The sequence below is a fragment of the Streptomyces sp. NPDC002640 genome (assembly GCF_053592575.1).
In genome coordinates this window covers 248,883-268,100 of sequence record NZ_JBSFVZ010000009.1, presented here as the reverse complement: position 1 = coordinate 268,100, position 19,218 = coordinate 248,883, and the positions used below count along the sequence as shown (strand labels likewise).

Annotated in this window: 16 protein-coding genes; 9 read left to right on the top strand and 7 right to left on the bottom strand. The window is 75.0% G+C overall.

What is annotated here, in order from left to right; all coding sequences use genetic code 11:
- The first annotated feature begins 42 nt into the window (after nt 1-42).
- Both ACWD3O_RS15150 and ACWD3O_RS15145 read left to right on the top strand, forming a co-directional pair.
- Nucleotides 43-1,785 (top strand): pyruvate dehydrogenase, encoded by a 1,743-nt coding sequence (locus ACWD3O_RS15150; RefSeq protein WP_451416144.1) that lies wholly within the window; start codon nt 43-45, stop codon nt 1,783-1,785.
- Between the two features lie 120 nt (nt 1,786-1,905).
- The gene (locus tag ACWD3O_RS15145; protein ID WP_451416143.1) at nt 1,906-2,463 is read left to right on the top strand and encodes an ATP-binding protein; all 558 of its coding nucleotides are present in this window, start codon (nt 1,906-1,908) and stop codon (nt 2,461-2,463) included.
- Nucleotides 2,464-2,570: 107 nt separating this feature from the next.
- Here ACWD3O_RS15145 and ACWD3O_RS15140 read toward each other — a convergent pair whose 3' ends face one another.
- Entirely contained in the window at nt 2,571-3,566 is a 996-nt protein-coding gene (locus tag ACWD3O_RS15140) for a DUF2637 domain-containing protein (protein WP_451416142.1), read from the bottom strand.
- A gap of 259 nt (nt 3,567-3,825) precedes the next feature.
- Nucleotides 3,826-4,674, bottom strand: a complete 849-nt coding sequence (locus ACWD3O_RS15135; protein ID WP_451413342.1) for a (2Fe-2S)-binding protein — start codon at nt 4,672-4,674, stop codon at nt 3,826-3,828.
- A gap of 157 nt (nt 4,675-4,831) precedes the next feature.
- Here ACWD3O_RS15135 and ACWD3O_RS15130 point away from each other — a divergent pair, with 157 nt between their 5' ends.
- Nucleotides 4,832-5,638, top strand: coding sequence for a GntR family transcriptional regulator (locus ACWD3O_RS15130; RefSeq protein WP_451416141.1), 807 nt, complete (start codon nt 4,832-4,834; stop codon nt 5,636-5,638).
- A gap of 229 nt (nt 5,639-5,867) precedes the next feature.
- Here ACWD3O_RS15130 and ACWD3O_RS15125 read toward each other — a convergent pair whose 3' ends face one another.
- A complete protein-coding gene (locus tag ACWD3O_RS15125; protein WP_451416162.1) occupies nt 5,868-6,671 on the bottom strand; it encodes a hypothetical protein in 804 nt (267 codons plus the stop codon).
- Between the two features lie 161 nt (nt 6,672-6,832).
- Nucleotides 6,833-8,566, bottom strand: a complete 1,734-nt coding sequence (locus ACWD3O_RS15120) for a PucR family transcriptional regulator ligand-binding domain-containing protein (RefSeq protein WP_451413344.1) — start codon at nt 8,564-8,566, stop codon at nt 6,833-6,835.
- A gap of 282 nt (nt 8,567-8,848) precedes the next feature.
- On the opposite strand from ACWD3O_RS15120, the gene ACWD3O_RS15115 reads away from it, so the two are divergent.
- From ACWD3O_RS15115 to ACWD3O_RS15100, 4 genes are all read left to right on the top strand, one after another.
- Nucleotides 8,849-9,739 carry an FAD binding domain-containing protein gene (locus tag ACWD3O_RS15115; RefSeq protein ID WP_451416140.1) on the top strand — a complete coding sequence of 297 codons (891 nt, stop codon included), beginning with the start codon at nt 8,849-8,851 and terminating at the stop codon, nt 9,737-9,739.
- Nucleotides 9,739-10,227, top strand: coding sequence for a (2Fe-2S)-binding protein (locus ACWD3O_RS15110; RefSeq protein WP_451413397.1), 489 nt, complete (start codon nt 9,739-9,741; stop codon nt 10,225-10,227). Before ACWD3O_RS15115 ends, ACWD3O_RS15110 begins: the two co-directional genes overlap by 1 nt.
- Complete coding sequence (gene pucD, locus ACWD3O_RS15105) at nt 10,224-12,722, top strand: xanthine dehydrogenase subunit D (RefSeq protein ID WP_451416139.1); 2,499 nt, start codon at nt 10,224-10,226, stop codon at nt 12,720-12,722. Before ACWD3O_RS15110 ends, pucD begins: the two co-directional genes overlap by 4 nt.
- Nucleotides 12,723-12,894: 172 nt before the next feature.
- Nucleotides 12,895-14,004 carry an XdhC family protein gene (locus tag ACWD3O_RS15100; RefSeq protein ID WP_451416138.1) on the top strand — a complete coding sequence of 370 codons (1,110 nt, stop codon included), beginning with the start codon at nt 12,895-12,897 and terminating at the stop codon, nt 14,002-14,004.
- A gap of 109 nt (nt 14,005-14,113) precedes the next feature.
- On the opposite strand, the gene ACWD3O_RS15095 is transcribed toward ACWD3O_RS15100, so the two are convergent.
- Nucleotides 14,114-15,433 carry an APC family permease gene (locus ACWD3O_RS15095; RefSeq protein WP_451416137.1) on the bottom strand — a complete coding sequence of 440 codons (1,320 nt, stop codon included), beginning with the start codon at nt 15,431-15,433 and terminating at the stop codon, nt 14,114-14,116.
- Nucleotides 15,434-15,546: 113 nt separating this feature from the next.
- On the opposite strand from ACWD3O_RS15095, the gene ACWD3O_RS15090 reads away from it, so the two are divergent.
- On the top strand, nt 15,547-16,014 hold the full coding sequence (locus tag ACWD3O_RS15090; protein WP_451413349.1) for an Lrp/AsnC family transcriptional regulator: 468 nt from the start codon (nt 15,547-15,549) through the stop codon (nt 16,012-16,014).
- Between the two features lie 85 nt (nt 16,015-16,099).
- Here the strand turns inward: ACWD3O_RS15090 and ACWD3O_RS15085 are convergent, their stop codons facing one another.
- Both ACWD3O_RS15085 and ACWD3O_RS15080 read right to left on the bottom strand, forming a co-directional pair.
- Entirely contained in the window at nt 16,100-17,257 is a 1,158-nt protein-coding gene (locus tag ACWD3O_RS15085) for a YncE family protein (protein ID WP_451416136.1), read from the bottom strand.
- Nucleotides 17,258-17,539: 282 nt separating this feature from the next.
- Nucleotides 17,540-17,959, bottom strand: a complete 420-nt coding sequence (locus ACWD3O_RS15080; protein ID WP_451416135.1) for an SRPBCC family protein — start codon at nt 17,957-17,959, stop codon at nt 17,540-17,542.
- Nucleotides 17,960-18,090: 131 nt separating this feature from the next.
- Between ACWD3O_RS15080 and ACWD3O_RS15075 the strand changes: the two genes are divergently transcribed.
- Nucleotides 18,091-19,080, top strand: coding sequence for an NAD-dependent epimerase/dehydratase family protein (locus ACWD3O_RS15075; RefSeq protein ID WP_451413352.1), 990 nt, complete (start codon nt 18,091-18,093; stop codon nt 19,078-19,080).
- Nucleotides 19,081-19,218 lie beyond the last annotated feature (138 nt).

The window sequence follows — 19,218 nt, the reverse complement described above, 5'->3', positions numbered from 1 at the left end:
GGACACGGATCGTCAGCACGCAGCGAAGGGGCACGCCGACCCATGGCCAAGCAGAACGTCGCCGAACAGTTCGTCGACATCCTCACCCGCGCCGGGGTGCGGCGGATGTACGGGGTGGTCGGCGACAGCCTGAACCCCGTCGTGGACGCCGTGCGCCGCCACAAGGGCATCGACTGGGTGCACGTGCGGCACGAGGAGGCCGCCGCCTTCGCGGCCGGCGCCGAGGCGCAGATCACCGGGCAGCTCACCGCCTGCGCCGGTTCCTGCGGTCCCGGCAACCTGCACCTGATCAACGGCCTCTACGACGCCCACCGTTCCATGGCGCCGGTGCTGGCGCTCGCCTCCCACATCCCCTCCTCGGAGATCGGCCTCGGCTTCTTCCAGGAGACCCACCCCGACCGGCTGTTCCGCGACTGCAGCCACTACAGCGAGATGATCTCCAGCCCGGCGCAGATGCCGCGGCTGCTGAACACCGCCGTGCAGCACGCGGTGGGCCGCGGCGGCGTCAGCGTCGTGACCCTGCCGGGCGACATCGCCGACGAGCCCGCTCCGGAGGGCGCGTACGACACGGCGCTGGTCACCAGCCGGCCGTCGGTCCGGCCCGGTGACACCGAACTCGACGCGCTGGTCGAGATGATCGACAAGGCGGACAAGGTCACCCTCTTCTGCGGCGCGGGGTGCAAGGGCTCGCACGAGGAGGTCATGCGGCTCGCCGAGCTGCTCAAGTCGCCCGTGGGGCACGCCCTGCGCGGCAAGGAGTGGATCCAGTACGACAACCCCTACGACGTCGGCATGAGCGGCCTGCTCGGCTACGGCGCCGCCTACGAGGCCACCCACGAGTGCGACCTGCTGATCCTGCTCGGCACCGACTTCCCGTACAACGCCTTCCTTCCCGACGACGTGCAGATCGCCCAGGTCGACGTGCGCCCCGAGCACCTCGGACGCCGCTCCCGGCTGGACCTCGCGGTGTGGGGCGACGTCCAGGAGACCCTGCGGTGCCTGATCCCGCGGGTGAAGCCGAAGAAGAACCGCCGGTTCCTCGACAAGATGCTGAAGAAGCACGCCGACGCCCTGGAGGGCGTGGTGAAGGCCTACACCCGCAAGGTGGACAAGCACGTCCCGATCCACCCCGAGTACGTGGCCGCGGTCCTCGACGAACTCGCGGACGACGACGCCGTGTTCACCGTCGACACCGGCATGTGCAACGTCTGGGCGGCCCGCTACATCACTCCCAACGGGCGGCGCCGGGTGATCGGTTCGTTCTCCCACGGCTCGATGGCCAACGCGCTGCCGATGGCGATCGGGGCGCAGTTCACCGACCGCCGGCGGCAGGTCGTCTCGATGTCCGGCGACGGCGGATTCGCCATGCTGATGGGCGAGTTCCTCACCCTGGTGCAGCACGACCTGCCGGTGAAGGTCGTGCTCTTCAACAACTCCTCTCTAGGAATGGTGGAGTTGGAGATGCTGGTCGGTGGACTTCCCTCGCACGGCACCGCCAACACCAACCCCGACTTCGCCGCCGTCGCCGAGGCGTGCGGGGCCTTCGGCGTGCGGGTGGAGAAGCCCAAGGATCTGCCGGGCGCGCTCAAGGCCGCCTTCCGGCACAAGGGCCCCGCCCTGGTCGACGTGGTGACCGACCCCAACGCGCTCTCCATCCCGCCGAAGATCAAGAAGGACATGGTCACCGGCTTCGCGCTCTCGGCGTCCAAGGTGGTGCTGGACGGCGGAGTGGGACGGATGCTCCAGATGGCGCGCTCCAACCTCCGCAACGTGCCGCGTCCCTGACATTTCCCGGTCGCTGCCCGGTCCCGCGCCGGAACGGGATGAGTGCCGCGTTCCGGACGCGGGCATGCATCCCGTGAGCGTGTTCGAGGACGGGCGCGACGAAGCGCCGAACGGGGGGTCATGAAGAGGCAGGCAGGAGAGGCGGGCGTCTCCGCCGTCGCCGACGCGGCGGAGCCGTCCACCGGACCGGCGGGAGCGCGACCGGACGAACGGGCCACCCGCCCCGCACCGGGCGCCCGGCCCCGGCCACGGCTCCGCATACGGCGGCCCCGGCTCAGGCAGCGCCTGCGCCGCGCCGACCTGGGCGCGGTGCCACGGGCCCGGCGGGCTTTACGGGAACTGATGCGGTGCGAGGTGCCGGGTCGGCCGCTGGACGGCGAGGTGCTGGAGACGGCGGAGCTGCTCACCACCGAGCTGGTCACCAACGCGCTGGTGCACACCGGCCGGGGCGCGGTGCTGAAGGTGACCGTCACCGGGCGTCGACTACGGGTGGAGGTGCGGGACTTCGTCCGCCACCGGCCCTCGTGTCTCTCCGGTGACCGGGTGGCCGACGACGACGCCACGGGCGGCAGAGGCCTGCTCCTGGTCGCCACCCTCGCCGACGCGTGGGGGGTCCGGGGGCACGCACTGGGCAAGTCGGTGTGGTTCGAGCTGACCTACGGTGCCGGGGCCCGGTGACGGCACCGGTACCGGGCCGCCGCGGGCCGCCGGGGCCCGGGACGACACCGGGACCTCGGCACCCGCGTGGCCCGCGGCCCGGATGAACGGAGGTCCGGAGGTGCAGATCACCCGAACTGCTGCTCCAGGTCCTTCAGTTTGCGCTCCAGGGTGTCCAACTGCCGCAGCGCCATGGTGTCCTCCTCCGGGGCGGGGAGGGACGGGCGGCTGCGCAGGGGCAGTTGTTCGGGCTCCGAGGCGGTTGCTGCCGGGCCGGCGCCGTCGGCGCGTTCCAGCTCCACCTGCGGGGTCCGCTCCGGCAGGGCGGCGGGAGCGCGGCCGCGGCTGACCGCCTTCAGGTGAGCCCGCTCCACCCGCTTCTGCTCGCGCCGCCGCCGCCGTGTCTCCTCGCGCACGCGCTTGTCCTCGCGGACCTCCTCCACCGCCTCGTCCAGGCTCCGCACGCCCTCCAGCAGCATCAGCGACCAGGCGCGGTAGGTCTCGCGCGGCGCCCGGAGCCAGCGCACCGCCCGGATCTGCGGCAACGGCCGGGGGATCAGGCCCTGTTCGCGCAGCGCGGCGCGGCGGGTCTGCTTGAGCGCGCGGTCGAAGAGGATGGCCGCGGACAACGACATGCCCGCGAAGAAGTGCGGCGCCCCGTCGTGCCCCAGGCCGCGCGGGGCATGCACCCAGTTGAACCAGGCCGCCGCGCCGGCGAACAGCCACACCAGCATCCGCGACCCCAGGGCCGCGTCGCCGTGGCTGGCCTCGCGCACCGCCAGCACCGAGCAGAACATCGCCGCCCCGTCCAGGCCGAACGGCACCAGGTACTCCCAGCCGCCGGACAGGCCCAGGTTCTGGCGGCCGAAGCCGACCAGGCCGTGGAAGGAGAGCGCCGCGGCCACCGCGGCGCAGCAGAACAGCAGGACGTACGACGCCGTCCCGTAGACCGCCTCCTTGCGTCGCCGTCGTTCCTCGCTGCGCTCCCAGGAGTCGTCCGAGGAGGCCGAGCCCGCCGTCGACGCCTTCCGGCCGCGCGCGAGCACCGCCACCGCCGCCAGCACGCCGAGGAGGAGCACGGCGCCCGGAAGCAGCCAATCCAGCGAAACGTCGGTCAATCTCATCGGTGTCCCTTGCGTCGGGCTTGCGTGGGAGGGCGTAACTGCCGGCCATGTTGGCCCAACCGACGTGACCCGTAAGGGGGTTTCGGGTCAAGAGGAACCGAGGGAGTGGTGGTGGGGGGCGGGTTGGCCGCCCCGAGGTCGAACTACCGTGCAAACAGCGGGAGTTGTGTTCGAACGAGATGTACTCGCCGGGGTGACGCGGCGGAGGCCCGGCTGACGGGCGGCCGGGCGCACATCCGATCAGATGTCAGGTCGGATGTCAGGCGGCCTGGACCGCCGTCAGCTTGGCGATGCGGTCGGTGTCGCAGGTGCGCGGGCAGGTGACGCAGGTGCTGTTCTCGGCCAGGGTGTAGGCCAGGCAGCAGGAGACCCGGTCACGGGTGGTCAGCGGCTCGCCGCCGGGGCCGGGCAGCTCGCGGAAGCTCGCCGCGCCGGGCAGCGGAAGGGTCGCGCCGGGCAGCATCCGGCCCAGCTCCTCGATGGCCCGCCGCTCCTCGCCCAGCAGGTTGCCCACGTACCACAGGCCCTCGACCAGCTCGTCGGTCACCATGCCCCACAGGGCACGGCCGCGGCGGCGCATGCGCGGGCCGAAGACGCCCAGGACCGGCCCCAGGTGCTCGGCGGCGGCCGCCCGCACCTCGGCCCGCAGCGCGTCCTCGTCGGGCACGACCACGGCACCGGGCAGCGAGGCCGCCGGGTCGCCCGGCAGACAGGCGAAGCTGCGCGGACGCACCGCGATCCGGCCCGCCGCCAGGTTCACCGCCACGTCGTCCACGGTGAGCCGCGGCACCCGGCGGGTCAGGAAGGCGGGGACGGTGAACAGGGCGCAGACCGGCCAGGCGTACCGGTGCAGGGCCAGGGTGGCGCCCACGTCGGGGCGCGGCGGCCGGCCGTAGTACTCCTCGATCCGCGCCCCGTCCCTCGAGAGCAGCTCCGCGACCACGGGGCCGTCCTCGGTGAACCGGGCGGACAGGGCCCAGCCGGGTTCGGCGTCGGGGAGCTCGGAGGGCAGCGGGTCGCCGGGCGCGACTTCCGTCACGGTCAGGCTGGGGACCACCTCGGCGAGGCGGTCGTACGCGTCCTGAAAGGCCGAGGTGGCAGAGGGCACGACGGACTCCCGTTCCCGTGAGCGTGGATGCGATGGCAGGTAAGCCTTACCTTACTCATAGAGATCGGGGCTGGGAACACCGGCGTGCTGCACCTATCGTTCTGGGAGCCCGGAAAGGCACCGGAAACCGACACCACGCCACGTACAGGAGGTCCCCGTGGAGCAGGCACGTCCGCGCGCGCGGGCGGACGACGCGGCGCGGCCGTGGCGTGACGCCGCGGAGGAGCGCGCCGCGGAGGGCGCCGTCGCGCGCGGGGAACACACCCACGGCGGGGCGGACCGGCCCGGCGGACCGCCGCTGCCCGGGCAGCGGGAGGCGCACCGGCGGCCCGTGGTCCGGCACGCCTCGGTGCGCGAGCAGGTCCTCCGGGCGCTGCGGGCCGCGCTGCTCTCCGGGGAGCTCGCACCCGGCGAGGTGTACTCCGCCCCGGTGCTGGGCGAGCGGCTCGGTGTGTCGGCGACGCCGGTGCGCGAGGCGATGCAGCGGCTCGTGACGGAGGGGGCCGTCGAGGTGGTTCCCAACCGCGGGTTCCGGGTGGCCGAGCGCGGCGCGCGGGAACTCGCGGAACTGGCCGAGGTGCGGGCCCTGCTCGAGGTGCCGGTGGTGCTGCGGCTGGCCCGCACGGTCCCGGCCGAACGGTGGGACGAACTGCGGCCGCTGGCCGAGCGGACGATGCTGGCCGCGTCGGCCGGCTGCCCGGCGACCTACGCGGAGGCCGACCGCGCCTTCCACCGCGCCCTGCTCGCCCTCGCCGGCAACGCCGAACTGGTGCGGATCGCGGACGACCTGCACCGCCGCTCCCAGTGGCCGCCGTCCCGCGACGGCTCCCCGGCGCGCGGCCAGGGCGACCTGGTCGCCGACGCCGCGGAGCACGGCGCGCTGCTGGACGCCCTGGCGGCGCGGGACCTGGACGTCGTGCGGCGGCTGGTGCGGGAGCACTTCGTGGGCGCGGACGACCTGTAGCCGCCGGTCCCGCCACGCCTCGGCGGTCCGACCGCGCCTGTCCGTCCCGCCACTGCCCCGGCGGTCCGACCGCGCCTGCCGCTCCGGTCGCGCCGCCCGCCGCTCCGGTCGCGCCGCCCGCCGCTCAGGCAGCGTCGCCTGCCGCCCAGGCCGCGTCGCCTGCCGCTCAGGCCGCGCCGCCCGCCGCCCAGGCCGCGTCGCCCGCCCCCCAGGCCGCGCCGTCTGCCGCTCAGGCCGCGCCGTCGGTCGCGGCCGGCTCCTCGGCGGGGGCGGTGCCGTCCGCCTCCAGATGGGGGGCCAGCCAGGTCGGGACCCCGCCCAGCAGCCGGTGCAGACGGCGGGCCTCGGCGCGCAGGCGGCGGGCCTTGGGCGCCGTCTCCGTCTGGGCGAGGGAGACCAGCGCGGGCGCCGTCCCCACCAGGTAGCCGATCTCCTCCCGCAGCCGCAGGGACTCGGCGAAGCCGTGCCGCGCCTCGGCGACGTCCCCCTCGCTCAGCGCCAGCGCGGCCAGGTGCCGCCAGGTGCAGGACAGCAGCAGCGGGTCCGGGTGGGCGGTGGCCCCGGCGTGCGCCCTGCGGTAGGCGGCCCGGGCGGCCTGCGGGGCGTGGGCGAGGTTCTGGGCGACCAGGCCGCGCCGGAAGTCCAGCAGGGCCCGCCGCGGCGTCCCGGGCGGGATCAGCGCCGCCGCCCGGCCGAGCGCGGACCGTGCCTCGTCCGCCCGGTCGCGCACCCCGTGCAGGGTGGCCGCGTAGGCGAGGTAGCCCCGCTCGCAGGCGGCCGCGCCGCGCTCCTCGCCGGTGCCGGCCGCGGCCTCCGCCGTGCGCAGGGCGTCCTCGGCGTCGTCCCAGCCCTGCTCGGTGTAGAGGCAGCGCTCCGCCAGCAGTGCCGCCCGCTGCAGGGCGTCCTCGGGTGTGTCGTGGGGAAGCAGGGCGGCGGCGTCGGTCCAGCACCCCCGGGACCTCAGACGCCACACGGCGCTCCGGACGGACTCCTCGCCTGCGGTCGTTGCGCTGGCCGTTGCGGAACCGGACATGGCGGAGTACGCCACGTTGCCCTCCCCGAGCACGCCGTCATCGAGCCGGATGTGGTGGTGGCGGAATCTCAGCACGATTCAGATGTTCCGGCCAAGAGGTCGGGTGAAACATTTCACAAAGTGGCCGGGCGGCGTACGCCCCCGGCGGAGGCGCGCCAGGGTCAGCTCATCCGCAGCGCGAGGAAGAAATCGAGCTTGTCCTCGAGCCGCGAAAGGTCACGGCCCGTCAGTTGTTCGATGCGGCCCACCCGGTAGCGCAGGGTGTTGACGTGCAGGTGGAGCCGCGCGGCGCACCGCGTCCAGGAACCGTCGGCCTCCAGGAAGGCCTCCAGGGTCGGGATCAGCTCGGCGCGGTGGCGGCCGTCGTAGTCGCGCAGCGGGTCCAGCAGCCGGGCGGTGAAGGCGCGGCGCACGTCGTCCGGGACGAACGGCAGCAGCAGCACGTGCGAGGCCAGCTCCTGGTGGCCGGCCACGCAGACCGCGCCGGGACGGGCCGCGGCCACCCGGCGGGCGTGCCGGGCCTCCTCCAGCGCGCCGCGGAGCCCGTCCGCCGAGTGCACGGCGGCGCTGACGCCCAGCGTGACCCGGCCCTCGTCGCCGAGGCCGGCGGCCAGCGGCTCCCGCACGGCGGCGAGCAGCGACTCGGCCGACAGGCCCTCCGGCCGCGGCGCCGCGTCGCCCTCGCCGGCCGGCCCGGCGGTGTCGTCCTCCCCGGCCGGGGGAAGCGGCACCAGGGCGACGGCCTCCTCGCCGGAGACCGCCACCGCCAGCCGGTCCGAGGGGTCGGGGCCGGACACCGTCGGGTCGACGAGCAGCTCCTCCAGCAGCGCCTGCGCGGCCCGTCCGCCCGCGGCACGGTCCTCGGCGCCCTGCCACTCCACGCGGGCCACCACCACCTGCCAGTCCGGGGCGGCGTCCACGCCCGGCAGCAGCACCGGGGCGGCGATCCGCAGCCGGGCGGCGATCTCGCCGGGCGCGGCGCCCGCCTGCACCAGCTCCAGCAGCTCCTGAGCCAGCCGCCGGCGCACGGTCCGGGCGGCGTCCCGGCGCTCGCGCTCCACCGCCACCAGCTGGGTCACCCCGTGCACCAGGTCCAGTCTCGCCTCCGGCCACTCGGCGGCGTCCGCCTGGACGGCGAGCAGCCAGTCGGACAGGACCGGGCCCGCCGGGGCGGTCTCCCGCCGCTCGCGCGGCGGCCGTCCGGGGCGCTCCGGCCGGGCGGCGGGGCGGACCGGGAAGAGCGAGTACGTCGTCCCGCCGGCCGTCACCCGGAACGGCGCCCGGCGGCCCGCGCGCTGGGCGGCCAGGTGTTCCGCGGCGAGACGGGCCCGCACCTCGGGGGAGAGCTCGGAGCCCGCGCCCTTGGGCCCGGCGACCAAGCGGCCGGCGGGGGAGAGCACCCAGGCGCGCAGGTCCAGGTCCGAGCCCAGCAGCTCCAGGACCACGTCCGGGCCGCCGCCCGCGGTGCCGCCCGCCATCATCCGGCGGTGCCGGTCGACCACCGCGGCCAGGTCCCCGGCCCGCTCGCCCGACACCTGCCGCACCACGTGCTCGGTGATGCTCGCGAACGCGACGGACACGTCCACCGCGAACAGCGGCAGCCGGTGCTTGGCACAGGCCTCGACCAGGTCGTCGGGGATGCCCGCGAGCTCCGCCTCACCGGCCGCCAGGGCGGCCACGCCGGCCTCGGCGAGGATGCGCACGAAACGCTCCGAGTCGGCCGGCCCGTGGCGCCAGAGCAGGCTGGTCAGCACCAGCTCACCACCGCTGATGTACCGGCTGGGGTCCTTCAGGTCGGTGGTCATCACGCCGCGCACGGCGCGGTCCAGCTCGTCCTCGCCGCCGAGCAGCCGCAGGCCGAGCCCGGGGGTGTCCAGCAGTGCGCGGAGCCGCATTCCAGTCGCCGCCGTTCGAGTCTCGAGATCTTCGGGGAACGAGGTGGCGGTGTTTCCGGATGGAAACACCCAGATGTCACGCCTGCCTCTTTCATACGAATCTACAAGATGGACGTCCTGGCCAACGAATTCCTTCGTGTTTTCGGCGACTGACCCGGGCGGGTGACGGAGCGGTGTACTGGGCGCACCGAGCGTCTACACGTATCGGACCACCTCTTTCACGCGTCCCGGGCCCACCGGACGCGGCACGTGCACCGCAGTCCGGGAGGAGCGGCCCCAGGCATGGAATTCCTACGACCGGCCAGCTGGGAGGAGGCGCTGGCGGCGAAGGCCGAGCACCCCGACGCGGTGCCCCTCGCCGGCGGCACCGATGTGATGGTCGAGCTCAACTTCGGCCACCGCCGTCCGGAACGGCTGCTCGACCTCGGCCGGATCGCCGAGCTCCAGGAGTGGCAGACCGACGGCCCCGTCGTGCGGCTGGGCGCCTCCGTGCCCTACACCCGGATCATGGAAGGGCTGCGGCCCGAACTGCCCGGCCTCGCCCTGGCCGCGCACACCGTCGCCTCCCCGCAGATCCGCAACCGCGGCGGCGTCGGCGGCAACCTCGGCACCGCCTCCCCGGCCGGCGACGCCCACCCCGCGCTCCTCGCGGCCGGGGCGGAGGTCGAGGCGGTCTCCACGCGCGGCACCCGCCTGGTCCCCGTCGACGACTTCTACCTCGGGCCCAAGCGCAACGCCCTGGCGCCCGACGAGCTGATCCGCGCGGTGCGGATCCGGCGTGCCGACGGGCCGCAGCAGTTCGCCAAGGTGGGCACCCGCAACGCCATGGTGATCGCGGTGTGCGCCTTCGCCGTCGCCCTGCACCCGGAGAGCCGCACGGTCCGCACCGGCATCGGCTCCGCCGCCCCCACCCCGGTCCGCGCCCGGGAGGCCGAGGCCTTCCTGGAAGGGGTGCTGGAGGAGGAGCGCTGCTGGGACACCGGCCGCGCCCCCGCCCCCGCGGCCGCGCGGCACTTCGCCGACCTGTGCGCCGCCGCCTGCTCCCCGATCGACGACGTCCGCGGCACCGCCGCCTACCGCCGCCGCGCGGTGGGCGTACTGGCCCGCCGCACCCTGGGCTGGACCTGGCAGGAGTACCGCGGGAGCGCCCGCGCCACGGAAGGAGCCGCATGATGCGCGTCCGGCTGACGGTCAACGGCCGTGCCCGGGAGGCCGACGACGTCTGGGAGGGCGAGTCGCTCCTGTTCGTACTGCGCGAGCGGCTCGGGCTGCCCGGCTCCAAGAACGCCTGCGAACAGGGCGAGTGCGGCTCCTGCACGGTGCGCCTGGACGGCGTGCCGGTCTGCGCCTGCCTGGTCGCCGCAGGCCAGGCCGAGGGGCGCGAGGTGGTCACCGTGGAAGGACTCGCCGCGGAAGGCGAACTGTCCACCGTGCAGCGGGCGTTCGTCGACGCGGGAGCCGTCCAGTGCGGGTTCTGCACCCCCGGCCTGCTGGTCGCCGCCGACGAACTGCTGGACCGGGAGCCCACGCCGTCCGACGCCGACATCCGCGAGGCGCTCTCCGGCAACCTGTGCCGCTGCACCGGATACGAGAAGATCATGGACGCGGTCCGCCTGGCCGCCGCCCGGCGCTCCGCCGAGCCGGAAGGAGACCGGGCATGACCGACCCCGCCGCGCGGCCCGCCACGCCCGTCGTCCCCGGCGTCCGCTCCGACCTGACGCCCCGCACCGGGACCTCCGGCCTGCCCACCCGGTTCGCCCAGCGCGCCGGGAACGCCGGCGGCGTCGGGGAGTCGGTGCTGCGCCCCGACGGCATCCTCAAGGTCACCGGGGAGTTCGCCTACTCCTCCGACCTGTGGCACGAACACATGCTCTGGGGCCACCTGCTGCGCTCCGCCACCGCCCACGCCGAGATCCTCTCCGTCGACGTGTCCGAGGCGCTGGCCACCCCGGGCGTGCACGCCGTCCTCACCTACGACGACCTGCCCACCGAGGTGCGGCACTACGGGCTGGAGATCCAGGACACCCCCGTCCTCGCCCACCGCCGGATCCGCCACCACGGCGAGCCGATCGCCGCCGTCGCCGCCGACCATCCGGAGATCGCCCGGCGCGCCGCCGAGAAGATCAAGGTCGAGTACCGCCAACTGCCCGTCGTCACCGACGAGGAGAGCGCCACCGCGCCCGACGCGCCGGTGCTCCACGAGAACCGCGCCGACCACCACGCGCCGCACGTCCCCCACCCCAACGTCGTGCACCGCCAGCCCATCGTCCGCGGCGACGTCGAGGAGGCCGCCGCCCGCGCCGACCACGTGGTGCGCGGCGAGTACGAGTTCGGGATGCAGGACCAGGCCTTCCTCGGCCCCGAGTCGGGCCTGGCCGTCCCCGCCGAGGACGGCGGCGTCGATCTCTACGTCGCCACCCAGTGGCTCCACGCCGACCTGCGGCAGATCGCCCCCGTCCTCGGCCTGCCCGAGGACAAGGTGCGGATGACCCTGGCCGGCGTCGGGGGGGCGTTCGGCGGGCGCGAGGACCTCTCCATGCAGATCCACGCCTGCCTGCTGGCCCTGCGCACGGGGCGGCCGGTGAAGATGGTCTTCAACCGCTTCGAGTCCTTCTTCGGCCACGTCCACCGCCACCCCGCGAAGCTGGTCTACGAGCACGGCGCCACCAAGGACGGCCGGCTCACCCACGTCCGCGCCCGGATCGTCCTCGACGGCGGCGCCTACGCCTCGTCCTCCCCGGCCGTGGTCGGCAACGCCGCCTCGCTCGGCGTGGGACCGTACGAGGTGGACGCGGTGGAGGTGGAGGCGATCGCCCTCTACACCAACAACCCGCCCTGCGGCGCGATGCGCGGCTTCGGCGCCGTCCAGGCCTGCTTCGCCTACGAGGCCCAGATGGACCGGCTGGCCGACGCCGTCGGCATGGACCGGGTCGAGTTCCGGCAGCGCAACGCCATGTCCCAGGGCTCGGTGCTGCCCACCGGGCAGGTCGTCGACGCTCCCGCGCCGGTCGCCGAACTGCTGCGCCGCGTCAAGGAGTTGCCGCTGCCGCAGGAGAGGGCGTGGGAGACCGGCGACGGCCGGGTCGACGTGCGGGCGCTGCCCGGCGGCCTGTCCAACACCAGCCACGGCGAAGGGGTGGTGCGCGGGGTCGGGTACGCGGTGGGCATCAAGAACGTGGGCTTCTCCGAGGGGTTCGACGACTACTCCACCGCCCGGGTGCGGCTGGAGGTCGCCGGAGGGGAGGCCGTCGCCTCGGTGCACACCGCCATGGCGGAGGTCGGCCAGGGCGGCGTCACCGTGCACGCCCAGATCGCCCGCACCGAGCTGGGCGTCGGCCAGGTCACCATCCAGCCCGCCGACACCCGCGTGGGCAGCGCCGGTTCGACCTCCGCGTCCCGGCAGACCTACGTCACCGGCGGCGCCGTCAAGCGGGCCTGCGAGCTGGTGCGCGAACGCGTGCTGGAGCTCGGACGCGCCAGGTTCGGGGCCGCCGACCCCGGCTGGGCGTCGCGGGAGCTGCGGCTCGAGGGCGGCAAGGTGGTCGCCGGCGACGGCGTGGTGCTGGCCGGGCTGGCGGAGATCCTCGGCGACGAGGCGGTCGAGGTGGAGACCGAGTGGCGCCACCGGCCGACCGAGCCGTTCGACCGCCGCACCGGGCAGGGCGACGGCCACGTCCAGTACTCCTTCGCCGCGCACCGGGCGGTGGTCGACGTCGACGTCGAACTGGGCCTGGTGAAGGTGGTGGAGCTGGCCTGCGCCCAGGACGTGGGCAAGGCGGTGAACCCGCTCGCGGTGGTCGGCCAGATCCAGGGCGGCAGCACCCAGGGGCTCGGGGTGGCGCTCATGGAGGAGATCGTCGTGGACCGGACCACCGGGCTGGTCCGCAACCCCTCCTTCACCGACTACCTCATCCCCACCATCCTCGACACCCCGCCCATGCCGGTGGAGGTGCTGGAGCTCGCCGACGAGAACGCGCCGTACGGGCTGCGCGGGGTCGGGGAGGCGCCCACGCTCTCCTCGACACCCGCCGTCCTCGCCGCGGTCCGGGCGGCGACCGGCCTGGACCTGCGCCGGACGCCGGTGCGGCCCGAACACCTCATGGACGCGGCCCTGCCGGAGGAGGACCTGCCGGCCGGGGATCGCGTGGACGGGTAGGACCTGCGGGTGTGCGGGACCCCTGCGGGTGTGCGGGACCCCCGTGGGCGTGCCGGCCTGCGGCTGTGCGGGTCCCCTGCGGGTGTGCCGGCCTGCGGGTGTGCGGGACCCGTGGGTGGTGGAGGACCCCCGGGGGCGTGTAGGACTGGTCCGGGCGGAAAGGAGCGCGGCCATGCTGGACATCGCACAGGAGCTGCACGGGTGGGTCCTGGAAGGCCGTGACTTCGCCGTGGCCACCGTGGTCGCCGTCGGCGGCAGCGCCCCCCGGCTGCCCGGGGCCGCGCTCGCCGTCGACGCCGACGGCGAGGCCCTCGGATCGGTCTCCGGCGGCTGCGTCGAGGGCGCGGTCCACGACCTGTGCATGCGGGCGCTCGACGACGGCCGGCCGGTCCGCGAACGGTTCGGCTACGCCGACGCCGAGGGCTTCGCGGTCGGACTCACCTGCGGCGGGACCGTCGAGGTGCTGGTCGTGCCGGTGCGGGCCGGAGACCCGGTGCGCGAGCCGTACGCCGCCGCCCTCGCCGCGGCGGCGCGGCGGGAACCGCTCGCGGTGGCGCGGATCGTCGACGGCCCCGCCGACCTGCTGGGACGGGCGCTGCTGGTGGGGGCCGACGGGGCGGTGTCCGGAGGCTTCGGCCGCGACCCCCAACTGGACCGGACCGTCGCCGCCGAGGCGGCGGCGCTGCTGGACGCCGGGCGCACGGGCCCCTTGGAGATCGACGAGCAGGGCTCGCGTTGCGGAGCACCGCTCTCGTTGCTGGTGGAGACGTCGGCGCCGCCGCCCCGCATGATCGTCTTCGGCGCGGTGGACTTCGCGGCCGCCCTGGTGCGGGCCGGCCGGTTCCTCGGCTTCCACGTCACCGTCTGCGACGCGCGCCCGGTCTTCGCGACGGAGCGCCGCTTCCCGGAGGCGGACGAGGTGGTCGTCGAGTGGCCCCACCGCTACCTGGAGAAGACCGCCGTGGACGCCCGCACCGTCCTGTGCGTCCTTACCCACGACCCCAAGTTCGACATTCCGCTGCTGAAGGCGGCGCTGGACCTGGACGTCGCCTACGTCGGCGCGATGGGCTCCCGCCGCACCCACGGGGAGCGGCTGGAACGCCTGCGCGAAGAAGGGGTGGAGGAGAAGGCCCTGGCCCGGCTCAGGTCGCCGATCGGCCTCGACCTGGGCGCCCGCACCCCCGAGGAGACCGCGCTGTCCATCGCCGCCGAGATCGTCGCCCGCCGCCGCGGGGGCACCGGCGTCCCGCTCACCGGCGCGACGATGCCGATCCACCGCTAGGGCGGCTCCCGCTGCGGGACGGCCATGGAGGCGAACACGACGGACGGGCGGCGTCACCGCGCCGGAGCCGGTCAGGCGTGGGACCGGGTCGCGGGACCGGGAACGACGCTCACGCGGCGCGGTCTCCCGCCGATGCCCGGGTGCGGAGCCTTCGGGGGGAGCCGACGAGACGGTAGGCCACGGCGGCCGCGGCCAGTACGGCGGGCACCAGCAGGAACGCCCCGCCGAAGGACAGCACGGCGAGGATCACGGCGCAGCCGACGGCGGCACCGGCGCGCAAGGAGGGCCGGTCCCGCAACAGGACGACGGCCGAGGCCAGTCCGGTCAGGGTGACCGCGGCCAGGCACGCAGACGTCGCCCGCAGCAGGGTCTCCAAGCCGACGAACCCACCGGCGGCGGCCACGATCATCGCGGCCGAAGCGAGCGTGAGGACGCCCAGGCTGCGCCGCGGCACCCCCGGTGCCGCGGCCGGTCCGGTGCCGAGCCGGCCGGGCATGGCACCCTGCCGCGCCAGCGACTCGCCCATGCGCGCACCGCCGGCCAGGTAGGCGTTGACGGCGCCGAACGTCAGCAGCAGGGCGACGGCCGCCGCGACCGGGCGTGCGGGGGCGCCGAACGCCGTCTCCAGCAGCAGGGTGAGCGGGGTGGTCGTGGACCCCGCGGCGGCCCCGAGCACTCCGACGGTGACGACGGCGAGCCCCAGGTAGAGGACGGTGACGACGCACCAGGCGAGCAGCGTGGCCCGCGGGAGGTCGCGTTCGGGGTCACGGAACTCCGCCGAGAGATGGCTGATCGCTTCCCAGCCCGCGAAGGCGAAGAACAGGACGCCTGCCGCCGTCCCGACCGAGGACCAGCCGTACGGCAGGAAGGGACTGAAGGCGGCCGCGTCGACATGGGTGCCGGTCACGGCGATCGTGACGGACAACAGGGCCGCCAGGAGCCCCACCAGCAGCAGTTGCAGGCCTCCCGACAGGCGCAGGCCCACCAGGTTGGCGCCGTAGGCCGCGCCCAGCACCAGCAGCGCGACCACCGCCGCGGCCGCGGGTCCCCAGCCGGCCGCGGCGGCGGTGTACGCACCGCCGATCAACGCGGCCGCCGGCACGCCGAGCGGCACGGCCCAGTAGAACCACCACCCCACCGGACGGGCGAGCCACGGGCCGAACGCCTTGCCCGCGAACGCCGACACGCCGCCGCCGTCGGGATGCCGGGCACCGAGCGCCGCGAACACGCGCGCGATCGGCAGGCTCACCGCGATCAGCACCGACCAGGCCAGCACCGACCCCGGCCCCGCCTCCGCCGCGGCGGTGGACGCCAACGTCAGCGCACCCGGCCCGAGCACCGCCCCGACGCACAACGCCGCGCCGGTACCGGAGCCGAGCCCCGGACGCCGCCCCTCGGCGGCCGCGGCCGGAATCTCATGATCTGCCATCAGTTCTTCCCCCTGGTCCACTTGTTCGGCTGGTGGGGGAGACCGTAGGGATGTGCGCAGGACCTTGGGGTCGTCACCGAATGAAATTCGGCGGTTGTGGGCATGTCCCGGGCATGGACGAACTGGATTCGTTGATCCTGCGGCATCTCCAGCGCGATGCACGGATCAGCAACAAGGAACTGGCCCGCAAGCTGGGCATCGCCCCGTCCACCTGCCTGGAACGCACACGCGCGCTACGCCGGCGCGGGGTGATCACCGGCTTCCACGCGGCGGTCGACCTGCGCGCCCTGGGCCGTCCCGTCCAGGCACTGCTCTCGATCCAGGTACGCCCGCTGAGCCGGGAGGTCATCGAGGGGTTCAAGGGGTACGTGACAGCCCTGCCCGAGGTGCTGTCGGTGTTCGTCGTCGCGGGCAGCGAGGACTTCCTGGTCCACGTCGCCGTCAAGGACGTCGATCACCTGCACACCGTCCTGATGGACCGCTTCAGCCAACGCCGGGAGATCGTCAACTTCCGCAGCTCGGTGATCTACCAACACGTCGGCACGCCCGTCGTCGTGCCCCTCGACGGCGCCACCGCGTAGCGGGCGACGGCCCGAGCCGCCGGGGGTGGCCGGGCCGTCCGTCCGCGGAGGCCCGCCGGATGCCCGGGGCCGGCACCCGCGCGGGTCAGAGGACCGCGATGCCCAGGGGGCGGCGGCCCGCGGGCAGGCGGCGGGTGGCGCCGGTGGGGAGGTCCACGACCGTGATGCCGTCCCAGTGGCCGTCGCGGGTGAAACCACCGGTGACGTAGGCGGTGCGGCCGTCCCGGGAGACGGCGACGTCCTCGTGCGGGCCGTCCAGGCCGATCAACCGCTCCCGGCCGGTGGGGGCGCGGAGCGTCAGGGACGGGCCCCGGTCCCGCGCCGGGTCGATGGGGCCGGTGCCCACGACGAGGACGGTGCCGTCCGGGGTGACGGCCACCCCGTGCTGGTGGGTGTTCGCCGTCATCGGCTCGATCGTCGACCGGCCGGTGCGCGGGTCGAGCACGACCAGCTTCTCGCCCTCGAACGGCAGCAGCAGACGGCCGTCGGACGGTCGTACGGCGGCGTAGTGCGGCTTCAGCCAGGAGCCCAGGCCGCCCTCCGTGCCGTAGGGCGCGACCTCGATGCGGCGCGGGCGGCCTTCGGCCGGGACCACGGTGACGTCGAAGGAGTCGTGGTTGGTGACGTACACCTCGGAGCCGTCCCGGGAGACGTTCACGTCGAACGGGCGGCGGCCGACGGGGACCGTGCGGGTGGTGCGGGAGGTGGTGGTGTCGATGGTCTCCAGTACCCCGTTCCCGCCCGGGACGTTCACCCCGACGTGGACGTGGTGGCCGTCCGGGGACAGGGCGATGCCCATGCCGCCGCCGCGGTACTCGCCGTGCGCCGGCGGGCCCAGGCGGGCGGGGGAGGTGCGGTACGGGAGCAGGGCCAGGCGGCGGCGGGCGCGGGTGTCGATCACCGCCACGCCCTCGGCGGCCGCGACCCAGGCCCGGCCGTCCTTGCCGACGGCGAGTCCGTAGGGGGCGGTGCCGGCCTCGACGGAGGCCACGGGGCCGGTGGCGGGATCGACGAAGGTGACGGTGTCGGCGCCGAAGTCGGCGACCAGGAGCAGCCCCTCGGCAGCGGGAGAAGGAGTGGCCCGACCGTTCTCCGCGCGGGGTGTCCCCGTCCGGTCCTCCGCCCGGTTCTCCGTCCGGTTCTCCGTCCGGTCCTCCGCGCCCGGTTCCTCCCGCCCCGACGGCGTGCAGGCCACCGCCGTCGTCGCGACGGCCAGGGCGCCGAGGAAGGCCCGGCGGTTCACCGGGCGGTCCCGCGCGGCAGGGCGGCGGTCTCGGCGAAGCCGCCGCGTTCGGCGCTGCGGTGGTGCTGCATGGCGGGAGCCCCTTCGTGTCCGTCTCGGCCGGTCGCGGCCTTGCGCTCCTCCGATCCTCGGTCCGGACCGGGACCTCGCCGGTCGGCGGAAAGGCTGATCGGGACGTGCCGAAGGGATGACCCGGGGGTCGTCCGAACGGATGACCCCAACGCCCGGCCCCCAGCGCGTCCGGCCCCCGGCTCCCGGCCCTCGGACGCCGGCACCTCCGCGTCACCGCCCGCGCAGCAGCCGGTTCAGGGCGCGGCCGAACACGTACCGCCCCGACGCCCGCAGGACGGGGTCGGCGAGGCGGGGCAGGAAGCGGATGCCGACGTCCTCGCGCCACCGGACGCGGGAGCGGCCGCCCGGGCCCGGCAGGACCTCCAGTTCGGCCCAGCCGCGCACCACCCGGCCCCGCTTCTCAAGGCGGCAGAGGCCGCCCGCGCCGCCTTCCGGCGGGGACCAGACGGTGATCTCCATCAGGTCGAGGAAGCCGGCCGGCCCCAGCCCGGTGCGCGCCCGCACGAACCGGCCGTCGGACGTCACGCGGGTGAACGGGACGACGTCCCCGTGCCGGGGCCAGTCCGTGACCCGCCGCCACGCCTCGTCGAGGGGCAGCGGCACCGTGCGTTCCAACAGGAATTCCGCCATCCCCCGATCCTAGAGAACCCTCCAGGTCAGCCCCGGCATTCGCCCGGACGGGTGAGGTCTTGCATGGTCCTGCCGACCCGGGTACTCGCGCCCGGCAGTTCCCCGCCCCAGGCGAGAGGAAGGAGAGGCGTATGAGCCGCCCCAACTGGTTCGGCCGACCCCGACGCCCCTGGCGCCGCGCCCTGGTCACCGGCGGCGCCGGTTTCGTGGGATCCCACCTGTGTGCCCGCCTCGTGGCCGAGGGCACCGAGGTGGTGTGCGTGGACAACCTCTGCACCGGCTCCCGCGCCAACGTCCTGGACCTCGAACAAGGCCCCGCCTTCACCTTCGTCCAGGGCGACGTCACCGAACCGGGCCTGCTGGCCGCCCTGCCCGGCCGCTTCGACCTGGTGCTGCACTTCGCCTGCCCGGCCTCGCCCGCCGACTACCTCCGCCTGCCGCTGCAGACCCTGGAGGTCGGCTCCACCGGCACCCGGCACGCCCTGGAGCGGGCGGGCGTCGACGAGGCCCGGTTCGTGCTCGCCTCGACCTCCGAGGTGTACGGCGACCCCCTGGAGCACCCGCAGCACGAGGGCTACTGGGGGAACGTCAACCCGATCGGCCCGCGCAGCGTCTACGACGAGTCCAAGCGGTTCGCCGAGGCCCTGACCACCGCACACCGCCAGGTGAACCGCACCGACACCGCCATCGTGCGGATCTTCAACACCTACGGGCCGCGCATGCGGACCGGCGACGGCCGCGCCGTGCCCACCTTCATCTCGCAGGCGCTGGACGGCATGCCGCTCACGGTGGCCGGCGACGGCGGCCAGACCCGCTCGCTGTGCTACGTGGACGACACCGTCGAGGGCGTCCTCGCGCTGGCGGAGTCCCAGGAGACCGGGCCGATGAACATCGGCGGCTCCGAGGAGATCACCATGCTCGAACTGGCCCGCCGGGTGATCGAGCTGACCGGGTCCGGCTCCCGCGTCCGTTTCGTGGACCGCCCCGTCGACGACCCCGGGCGCCGCCGCCCCGACACCACCCTGGCCCGCGAACGCCTCGGCTGGCAGCCGCGGACCGGCTGGAGCGAGGGACTCGGCGAGACCATCGGCTGGTTCACCCGCACCGCCCAGGCCGCCTGACGCGACGGCGTCCGCCCGCCCCGCACGCACGGCGGCGGGCGACCCGCCCGCCGGACGCGCCAACCGGGTGACCGTCGCCCGCCCCGCGTTTCGGGCCCCGACGGCGCGGCACCCGCCCAGCCCTCCCCGCCCGGGGAG